The organism is Pseudomonas sp. (assembly GCF_030696055.1).
Taxonomy (GTDB): Bacteria; Pseudomonadota; Gammaproteobacteria; order Pseudomonadales; family Pseudomonadaceae; genus Aquipseudomonas.
The window spans coordinates 1-9,621 of sequence record NZ_JAUYNP010000193.1; the positions used below are offsets into that span (position 1 = coordinate 1).

At 67.1% G+C, this 9,621-nt stretch carries 7 protein-coding genes; 1 reads left to right on the top strand and 6 read right to left on the bottom strand.

Annotated elements, in window-relative coordinates; genetic code table 11:
- Window positions 1-176: 176 nt before the first annotated feature.
- The 4 genes from Q8Q83_RS11190 to Q8Q83_RS11205 form a co-directional block, all read right to left on the bottom strand.
- Window positions 177-1,859, bottom strand: coding sequence for a phosphate ABC transporter substrate-binding/OmpA family protein (locus tag Q8Q83_RS11190; protein WP_305623722.1), 1,683 nt, complete (start codon window positions 1,857-1,859; stop codon window positions 177-179).
- 98 nt (window positions 1,860-1,957) lie between these two features.
- Window positions 1,958-2,815 (bottom strand): hypothetical protein, encoded by an 858-nt coding sequence (locus Q8Q83_RS11195; protein WP_305623724.1) that lies wholly within the window; start codon window positions 2,813-2,815, stop codon window positions 1,958-1,960.
- A gap of 10 nt (window positions 2,816-2,825) precedes the next feature.
- Entirely contained in the window at window positions 2,826-4,475 is a 1,650-nt protein-coding gene (locus Q8Q83_RS11200; RefSeq protein WP_305623725.1) for an ATP-binding protein, read from the bottom strand.
- 9 nt (window positions 4,476-4,484) lie between these two features.
- A complete protein-coding gene (locus Q8Q83_RS11205) occupies window positions 4,485-5,243 on the bottom strand; it encodes a PspA/IM30 family protein (protein ID WP_305623727.1) in 759 nt (252 codons plus the stop codon).
- A gap of 295 nt (window positions 5,244-5,538) precedes the next feature.
- On the opposite strand from Q8Q83_RS11205, the gene Q8Q83_RS11210 reads away from it, so the two are divergent.
- A complete protein-coding gene (locus Q8Q83_RS11210; protein WP_305623729.1) occupies window positions 5,539-6,558 on the top strand; it encodes an endonuclease/exonuclease/phosphatase family protein in 1,020 nt (339 codons plus the stop codon).
- Between the two features lie 16 nt (window positions 6,559-6,574).
- On the opposite strand, the gene recD is transcribed toward Q8Q83_RS11210, so the two are convergent.
- Both recD and Q8Q83_RS11220 read right to left on the bottom strand, forming a co-directional pair.
- On the bottom strand, window positions 6,575-8,413 hold the full coding sequence (gene recD / locus Q8Q83_RS11215) for an exodeoxyribonuclease V subunit alpha (protein WP_305623731.1): 1,839 nt from the start codon (window positions 8,411-8,413) through the stop codon (window positions 6,575-6,577).
- Between the two features lie 148 nt (window positions 8,414-8,561).
- Window positions 8,562-9,621, bottom strand: a 1,060-nt coding sequence (locus Q8Q83_RS11220; RefSeq protein WP_305623733.1) for a PD-(D/E)XK nuclease family protein, incomplete at its 5' end; no start/stop codon positions are given.

Sequence of the window (9,621 nt, forward strand, 5' to 3'; positions counted from 1 at the left end):
CTGAACTGCATGCTTCAGCCCCACACTACGTCCTGCCCCATCGACGAGAAGATCGTATCTATCCACGCGCCATCAGGCTCAAATCGTCGAAGTATCCGATCAGAAATAAAAATGCCAGTCAGCTTAACTGACTGGCATTAGGCCACAAGGCCCCGTTTTTTATTGCCGCGGCCCCCCTATTCCAAGGTGAACCACTGCACCTCGACCCGCCGGTTCTGCTCGCTGTCCTGCCCCAGGGGCTCTTCCCAGCCACGGCCGACCAGTTCGATGCGCTCGTCCTTGATGCCCGGATGACGAGCCAATAGTGCCGCCTTGACCGCCAGGGTGCGCTGGCGCGACAGCTCCATGGCCTTCAGTGCCATGCTCTTGAGCAGCGCCGGGCCGCCCTGGCGCTCGAAGTCGGCGACCATGGCGTTATCCACGTGGCCGCGCAGTAGCACTATGGAGCCGGGGCTGACCTGGAGGAACTGCTTGATGGTGTCCAGGTAGTCCTGGTTGGCCTTGGCCTGCTTGTCCAGTTCCGCCGAGTTGGCTTCGAAGAAGAAGCGGATGTCCTTGCTCAGCAGCGCATCGCCTTCCAGGGCCACCTTGCCGCTGGTGCGGATCGGCGCGATGGAAATCACCTGACCCTTGAACTGGCCGTCGGCGTCCAGTGCCTTGAGGTGCTGCAGGTCGGCGAAACGCGCCGGGTCGGCCGGGTTGCGGATCAGCGCTCCGTAGGCCAATACCGAGGACTGGAAGATGCCCTGGAAGGAACCCGCCGAGTCGATGCTGCCGTCGAAGAACGCCAGGTTTTCCGGCAGGTTGCTCAGGTGCACCTTGCTCAGTTCGTCGAGGGTTTCCTGCTGGGTCCAACCTAAGGCTTTAGCCACCGTAGCGGCATGGGCCTGCGGGTCGTCGCGCAGCAGGCGGTTGCCTTCCAGCAGGCCGTGCACCAGGCCCTTGACTATCTCCGGGTGAGCGTTGGCGAAGCCCTTGTTGACCACCAGGATGTCGGCCACCACCAGCAGGTTGCGGTTGGACACCAGCATCTTGGCCGCACCGGCGGATTCGGCGACCACCTGGTCGGTGCGTGGCGACCAGCCCACACAGCCATTCAGGCGGCCCTTGCCCGCCAGCTCGGCGGCGTAGGCGTCGCAGGCGACGAAGGCATCCTGGTAGAACACCAGGCCCAGCTCGTTGGCGGCCGGACGGCTGTTCAGGTCGCGCAGCACCTTGACCGGCACGCCGGCTTCGGAGGCCAGGTAGCGGATAAAGAACTCGCTCTCGTTGAACTGGCTGGCGCCCAGCACCTTGCCTTTGAGCTGGTTGATGCTGGCGATGGGGCTATCCACCACCAGCTGATCGGCGCCGCGGGAGAAGGCGATCTGCGCCGGTACCGTGACCTCGAACTGGCGGCCGAGTACGGCGAGCACGTCGGTGGTGGTCGCCACCGCGGCCAGCTGGCCGTTGTTCAGGCCCGACCATTCCTCGCTCTCGCCCTTGCTCAGGCGCACCTGAAAGCCGTACTGCTTGGCGAAGATCGAATTGGGGTTGGGCTCCAGGCCGCCGTTGGCGACTATCAGGCCGCCGTAGCCGGCGTACTCGCTGAGGTCGATGTCGATGATGTTGTTCTTCATCTCGTAGGGCGCGGCCGATTGCAGTACCGGCGTGCCGGTAACCGGCTCGGCCGGCTCAGGCACAGCGGCAACCCCGAGGCTGGCGGGCAAGTCACTCAGCAGCTTGTCCCCGCCCTGTTTGAGTAGATCCTGGCCGACCAGCCAGGCCCCCAGCCCGAGCAGGCCGAGCACCAGTAGGATGGTCAGCAGCTTGCCGGCGGCATTGCCGCGCTGGCGCTGCCTGGGTGTGGATAGATACATGACGCCTCTCCCTGTCGGAGGCGAGCCTGTGGCCCGCCAAGCAAAAGTATTCATTCGCTAGACCATTCCCCGGATTTCATCCGGGACCGCGCCCCCCGTCACTGTTTCACCGACTCGCCTTGCGGCGGCTTTTCGCCCTGACCCTGCAGCACATAGCGCGGCAGGGCCTGTTGTTCGTCGAGTTCGAGCACGCCGAGCAGGTCGCGCTGATCGTTGAGCCAGCGGCTGGCCTCGTTGAACGAGGAGGTCAGGGCGTTCAGCGCCAGGCCGATCTGCTCCTCATCGGTGGCCAGCAGGGTCTGTTCGCGGATCAGGGCGATCTGCTGGTCGATGCGCTGCAACTCGGCATCGACCTGCTCCTTGCGCCGCAGGCCCTCGGCATGGGCCGCCTGGCGTGCGTCTATCACCTGCTTCTGCTGTTCCAGGCTGCGCCGCAGTTCGTCGCCCAGCTCGCTGGCGGCCAGGCGTCGGTCGATCTGCTCTTCCTGCCGCTGCAGCTCGGCGCTGTCCTGGGCGGCGGTGTCCACCACCACGTTGAGCGCCTGGCCGGCCACCAGCAGACGCAGGTTGAGCCACACCAGCTGCTCCAGGCTGGCGGCATGGGAGGCCATCAACGGCGAGCGCGACAGCAGCTGCAAGACCTCGCGGGCGCGCGCCTCGACGGTCTGCTGACGCTGGCGCTGCGCCGTGTCGAGCAGGCCCAGGGTGGCCTCGTAGCGCTGCCCGGCGGGATCGGCCGGCTGCGCCTGCTGGGCATCCACAGTGCGGCGAAAACGCGCACTGCGCGCCAGCAGCGCCAGGTAAGCCAGTTCCAGGCCGGCTCCCAGCACCCAGAAACCGGGGCTGACAAAGGCTCCCAATAAGCCGAACGCCGCCAGGCCGAACCAGTTCGGTGGCAGCGGCATGCCCAGCGGGCGGGCGTTGAAGGCCGCCCAGAGGTAGCGTCCGGCACTCATGCTCTTGCGCTCATAGTCTGGTGCTCTCCTGAGCGAGATGGCGCAGGGACTCGGGAACGAAGGCCATGTCCGTGGCTTCGCGGATGGCGATGCTCATCTGCAGGCGCAGCACCGGCTCGGCCACCGGCGGCTGATAACCCTGCAGGCAGTGCTCGAGCGCGGCCAGGGGTGGCATCTGCGCGGTGCGCACCTGGCGGTAGACCTTGACCGCCAGCGCCTCGGCGGCTCCGGGGGTGAGCAGCAGGGGCAGCGCCAGTTTGCTCAGCGCCTCGCTCTCCAGTTGCAGGTCGAAGCGCTTGAGCAGCGCCTGGAGCAGCGCGGCGCTTTCTTCCCGCGTGGTGGTCGGCAGCAGGGGGATCTTCACGTCGACCCGCCCCGGACGCTTGAGGTCGACCTCGATCAGGTCGGGGCGCGAGGAGGCGAGAATCCAGATCACTCGCCCGCGGTTGTCGGCGTCGCCCATTTCCTGGGCGATCATCGAGTAGAGGCGTCCGGACAGGCCGCTGTCGCCGCTGCCGGCGTCGCGTTTGCCTAGGCTCTGGTCGGCTTCGTCGATAAAGACTATGCAGCGCCCCAGGCCACGGATCAGGCGGAAGATCTTCTCCAGATTGCCTTCGCTGGAGCCGACCCAGCGGTCGCGGAAGTTCTTCAGCTTGACCACCGGCACGCCGGCCTCGCCGGCCAGGCACTCGACCAGGTAGGTCTTGCCGGTGCCCACCGGGCCGCAGAAGATATAGCCCTTGGGCAGCGCGCGCAGGTCGGCGGCCTGCCACAGCGCCATGTCCTGGCGCAGCCAGGTCTTCAGCGCGTCCTGGGCGTGGTAGTCGTCCAGCGTGCGCTTGGACTCGATAAATTCCACCAGGCCGGCGCTATCGGCTTCCACCAGCTCCTTCTTGGCTTCGATCCAGTCCTGGGCCGCGAGCACCCGGCCTTCATGGGCGCGGCGTTTGACCAGGCTGCTCAGAGCGCTGAGGCTGACCCCGGCGAGGCTGTCCACCACGCCGCCGGTGTCTGCCGCGAACGCGCTGGGATGCTCCACCCGCAGCTGCGCCAGGCACTGGCCCAGGCTGTCGGCATCCGGCAGCGGCACCTGCACCCGGTCGATGCGCGGGTTACCCGCCACCAGCGGATGCAGATCGTTGAGGTTGTCGGCGATCAGCAAACTGGCGAAGGCCATGTCGCTGAACGGCGGCTCGGCCGCCCAGTCGCGCACCAGGCTGGCCAGGCTGGCGGTGGCGAAATCGCCCTGGCGACTGGCCGGCAGCACCAGCTCGGCGCCGCGCAGGATCACCGCCACATGCTCGCTGTCGCCGCGGCCCAGGGCCTGCAGATTGGCGCGGTAGCGCAGGTAACGGCTGATCAGCTGCACCGCTTCGCGCGGCTCATGGGGCCAGGGCTGCACCTGCGCCGCGGCCGGCCACTGGGCGAAACGTTCGCCGCCGCGCAGCAGACTCAGGCCGTTGCCGGGGTCGTAGAGAAATACCAGATCGAAGGTGCCGAGCAGCTTGGCCTCCAGGTAAGGGGTCAGGCTGACCAGGCGGCCGTCCAGGGGAAAGCGGTCGGCCACGTTGCCGTACAGCACGAACTGGCCGTGGGCACCGCTCTCATAGGCCAGGCGCAGCTCGTCGATCCAGGCGGGTATCTTGGCTTCACTGCTCATGCGCAAGCCTTACTGGCTATCGGACTGTGGCGTGCTGCCGCCCATGCTGCGATTGGCCGCCGGTGCCGCAGGGCTGGCTTCCTGGCCGGGCAGGCTGATGCCCTCCTTGGCGGCGAACTCGGCCAGGGCCTGGTCGGCCAGGGCGTCCATCTCGGCTTCCTTGATATTCACTTCGCTCATGTCCATGGAATCGCGGGCCATGCGCGCGCGGCCGGCGGCCTGGGTGCGTTCTTCCTCGACCATCTCATGCAGACGGTTGAGGGTGTCGCCGGAGCCACCGATGGTGCTGACCATGCCGGCGGCCATCTCGTTCATCTCGGCCATGGCGGTCTTCATGCGCAGGTCGTTGATCGCGCCCTTGAGCGCCTCGATCTTGCTGCGTGCGGCGTTCACCGCCACTTCGCGGGCCTTGGTCAGGTTCTGGTAGGTCTCTTCGGCCTGGCCCAGCTGGCGGCGATTCTCTTCCAGCTCGCGGGCCAGGGTCTGCAGGCGCAGGGCGTTCTGCGCCGCGGCCGACTGATTGCCGGCGCGCAGGTGGGCGGTGGTGCGCGCATGCAGCTCGCGTTCCTCGGCTTCCTGCTTGCGCACCTGGCTCATCAGGCGCTCGGCCAGGCCGGCATGGGCGGCCAGGCCCTGGTTGAAATTGGCGATCTGCTTGCGCAGGTTTTCCTGCTCCAACTCCAGCAGGGCTTCCGGGTTCTTGCGCTCCAGGTCCTTGATAAACAGGGAGAGGATGCCTTTGAAGATATTGGTCAGACGAAACAGCATGGTGTCTCCTTGCGCTAGGCGGGCAGTCCATCGGGTACCGGCGGCGATGCCGGGCAGGCGTGGAGCATTCTTGGCGAGCGGACGGGGAGATGCAACCGTCTGTCGCCCATTGTAGAAGGCAAACCGAGACCGGGTCGCCTACCGCTCGCTGGCAGCCGCGGGACAGCCCGAGCGGGCCGGGCGCCGGGGCCTGACTTGCGCCGGCCGATCCGCTGGACTAGCGTCCTTGACGCCGGACGCCGGACGCCGCGCTTGGGCCCGGCGCCACCAGGATTCGCCGTACAAGGAGCGTCGCATGCCGTTCTACAACCGTCTCGATACCAGCAAAGCGGCCGACCAGAACACCGCCGAGGGCCTGCTGCGCCTCAAGGCCGCGCTGGATACCGCGATTCCGGGCAAGACCCTGGACCAGACCCTGTTGCTCGCCACCTGGAACATCCGCGAATTCGGCGGCAACAAGTCCGGCGGCCGCGAGGCCGAACCGCTGTTCTATATCGCCGAGGTGCTGTCGCGCTTCGATATCATCGCCATCCAGGAGATCCAGGACAATCTCGATGCCCTGGACCAGCTGATGGGCCTGCTCGGCCGTTGGTGGCGCTACCTGGTGTCCGACGTGACCCTCGGCCGCCAGGGCAACGGCGAGCGCCACGCCTTTATCTACGACTCGCGCAAGCTGGCCTTCGGCGGCCTGGCCGGCGAACTGATCCCACCGACGCGCAAGGACGGCGACGAGCTGGTCGCCGACTTCGCCTTCGCCCGCACCCCCTACCTGGCCGGGTTTCGCGCCGGCTGGTTCAAGTTCACCCTGTGTACCCAGCACTTCTACTACGGCCAGGACCGGGCCGACGACCCACAGCGGGTCAAGGAAGCGCAGACCGTGGTCACGCTGCTGTTGCAACGGATGAAGGCCAAGGATCGCTGGGCCCCCAACGCCATACTGCTCGGCGACTTCAACGTGTTCAGCACACATGACCAGACCTTTCGCGCACTTGGCAGCGGCGACTTCCAGATTCCCGCGCGGCTGGTCGGGCAGTACACCAACGCCAAGCTGAACAAACCCTTCGATCAGATCTCGCTGCTCGCGCCCGAGGTCAAACACCAGCTGGAACTGGCCAAGGCCGGGGTGTTCCCATTCTTCGACCAGGTCTACCGCGAGCAGGACCACGCCACCTACCTGCCCGAGCAAAGCCTGACGCGCTACCTGGAATGGCGCACCTACAAGATGTCCGACCACCTGCCGGTGTGGACCGAGCTGAAGATCGACTTCGGCAGCGATTACCTGCGGCGTAAGCTCCTCGAGGGGCGGGGTGGCTGAGCCGCCCCTGCAGCGTTCAAAACAGGTCGAGCTGGCCCTGTCCGCCCGCGACGGGCGCTGGCGCTTCCAATGAATCCCTCGCCAGCCGCTCGGCCAGCCCCGCCGCGCGCTCGGCGCGGGTGTTTACCGCCTCGGCCAGGCGCGGCGCCAGGCCCCAGATGGCCACCTTGTGCTTGGCGCGGGTGATGCCGGTGTAGAACAGGCTGCGACTGAGCAGCGGGCTGGGTTGTTCGGGCAGCACCAGCAGTACTTCGCGAAATTCCGAGCCCTGGCTCTTGTGCACTGTCATGGCGAAGGCGCTGTCGTGGCTGGGCAGGCGCGCCGGGGCGAAGGGACGGAAACCTTCTTCTCCTTCAAAAAACACTCGCAGTCCATGGTCGGTCTGCAGGCAGATGCCGATATCGCCGTTAAACAGGCCGAGGGCGTAGTCGTTCTGCCGCACCATGATGGGCCGGCCGACGTACCAGCGCTCGCGGCTGGCGACCTGGCTGCGCCGTTTGATCCGCGCCTCCAGCTCCTCGTTGATCCCGGCCACGCCCCAGGCGCCTTCGCGTTGCGCGCAGAGGGCGCGAAAGTCATTAAAGGCGGCAAAGGTGGCGGCCGGATCGCCCGTTTTCGCCGCCGCCAGGTAGGGCGCATAGCCCTGATCCAGGCGCTCCAGCAGATCGGCGGGCGTCGGCTGGGCATTCCAGGCCAGATCGCTGCGCTGTTCCTGCAGCAGCTTGAGGGTGCCGGCCCCGTCGCCGCCATTGATCCGCCGCGCCAGCTCGCCTATGCCGCTATCGCCGGCGAACCTATGGCTGTGAGTGAGCAGCACCACCGCATCGCCGAGTTTCGAGCTGGGTTCAGCCACCGGCACCTGCTGGCCGGTCAGGCGCTGCAGATCGGCGGCGGCCTGGGCGTCGAAGCCACGGCCCTCGCACAGCTCGGCGAACACCGCGCCGGCCTCCACCGCGCACAGTTGGTCCTTGTCGCCGAGCAGAATCAACCGCGCGCTGGCCGGCAGGGCGTCGATCAACTTGGCCATCAGCGCCAGGTCGACCATCGAGGCCTCGTCCACCACCAGCACGTCCAGCGCCAACGGGTTGGCCGCGTGATGCCGCACCTGGGGACTGTCGCCGCGGCTGCCGAGCAAACGGTGCAGGGTGCGCGCCTCTTCCGGCAAGGCCGCCTTGATCGCCGCGCTGACCGGCAGATCGGCCTTGGCGTTGCGGATCGCCTCGGCCATGCGAGCGGCAGCTTTACCCGTCGGCGCGGCCAGGCCTATGGCCAGGCGTTCGCCGCCGGGTTGCTCCAGCAGCGCGGCGAGCAGGCGCACCACTGTGGTGGTCTTGCCGGTGCCGGGGCCGCCGGAGATCACCGCCAGCTTGCGCCGCACCGCCTGGGCGGCGGCCAGGCGTTGCCAGTCGGGTTGCTGCCCCGCCTGTGATAAAGCGTTGAAGGCAAACAGGCGGCTAAGGCTCTCGCTCAGTTGCGCCTCATCGACCACGGGCAGATCGGCCGCGCGGCTAAGTAGCTGTTCGGCCAGCTGGCGCTCATAGGCCTGGTAGCGCGCCAGATACAGGCGACCGTGGTCGAGGATCAGCGGAGTAAAGTCACCGTCGCCACCAACCAGGACCGAGGCTTCGAGCTGTGCCTGCCACTCGGCCAGGGCGGGCAGACAAAAAGCATGCTCGCCCCAGGGCCGTTGCCCGGCCAGGCGCGCCAGCGGCAGGCACACATCGCCCTTATCCAGGGCCATACAGAGCAGGGCCGCCGAGGCCAAGACCACAGGTGAGGCAGCCGGATCGAGACGCTGCAGGCTGTCGACCAGGGCGCGTTCCAGCGGGCCGAGAGGCAGATCGCCAAGGTTCATATGATGCTCCCTACGGACAGCACGCGCGCTCCTGTAGCCCGGATGCAATCCGGGGATGCGTAGGTTGGGTGGAGCGAAGCGATACCCAACAAATGCGCGGCATGCCAGACGATGGGTATCGCAGGCTCAACCCATCCTACATAAGCCGTCATTTGCCTTCCTCAAATAGCCGGTCCAGGGCATCCAGCAAGCTGTCGGCCGGCCTGGCGAAGTACACCCCGGCACTGGGCATGCCGCGCAGAAACAGGTAGTAGGCGCCGCCCAGCTGGCTGCCGTCGAAGTCGCTTAGGCGCTGACGCAGAAAGCGCCGCAGCGCCACCAGATAGATCAGGTATTGCAGGTAGTAATGCTCGCCGGCCAGGGCCTGGATCAGCCGTTCGCCGCCGTAGTAGCCGGCATCGGGGCCGAGCCAGTTGGACTTGTAGTCGGCGATATACCAGCGCCCCTGGTGCTCGAAGCACAGGTCGATAAAGCCCTTGAGAAAGCCCTTGAGGCTGTCGAATTCCAGGCGCGTGGCCGCTTCGCGCATCGGCTCGGCCAGGCCATGGGCCGGGTCGCTAAGGATGGCGCGCAGGCGCTGCAGATCGAGCCCCGCCACCGGGAAGGTAAAGCCCAGCTCGGGCAGGCGCCGCGCCGGATTCAGCCCCGCCAGCGTCAGGCCTTGGCCATCCAGGTCGGTATCTAGCACCTGCTGCAGCTGCTTGCAGGCAACTTCTTGCCAGTCGCTGCTAATGCCATGGCCGCTTAGTCCCGGCTCCACCAGTTCGGCAAGCGGCGCCTTGCCCCGTGCCCAGTCCTCCAGAATGGCGTGCAGACAGGTGCCCGCCCGCGCCCCGCGGGGGAAGGCGAAGAAACCGCCGCCCGGCTCGCTGGCATCCGGCAGCACCAGGCCGTCGCGGTCCGGCGCTTCCATATGCAGGCCGGCGGCCAGGCCGGAGAAGCTGCCGATGCGCCAGGCGCTGTGCAGGCTGCGCTGCAGGGTCGCCAGCTGCTGCGGCGCCGGGGCGCGCTGTTCGCCGGCGGTGCTGGCCTCAATCTCGCGCAGCGGCTGAATGGTCATCTGGCCCCGGCTTGCGCCCACCAGCTGTTCGATTTCGCCGCGCAGGCCCTGGGGGCTCAGTGTCTGCAGATGACCGGCCAGCTCGCCCAGGGCGTCTTCGCCGGGCAGCTCACGGCCGTGCAGTAGCCAGGCCAGGGCGCTGCTATGC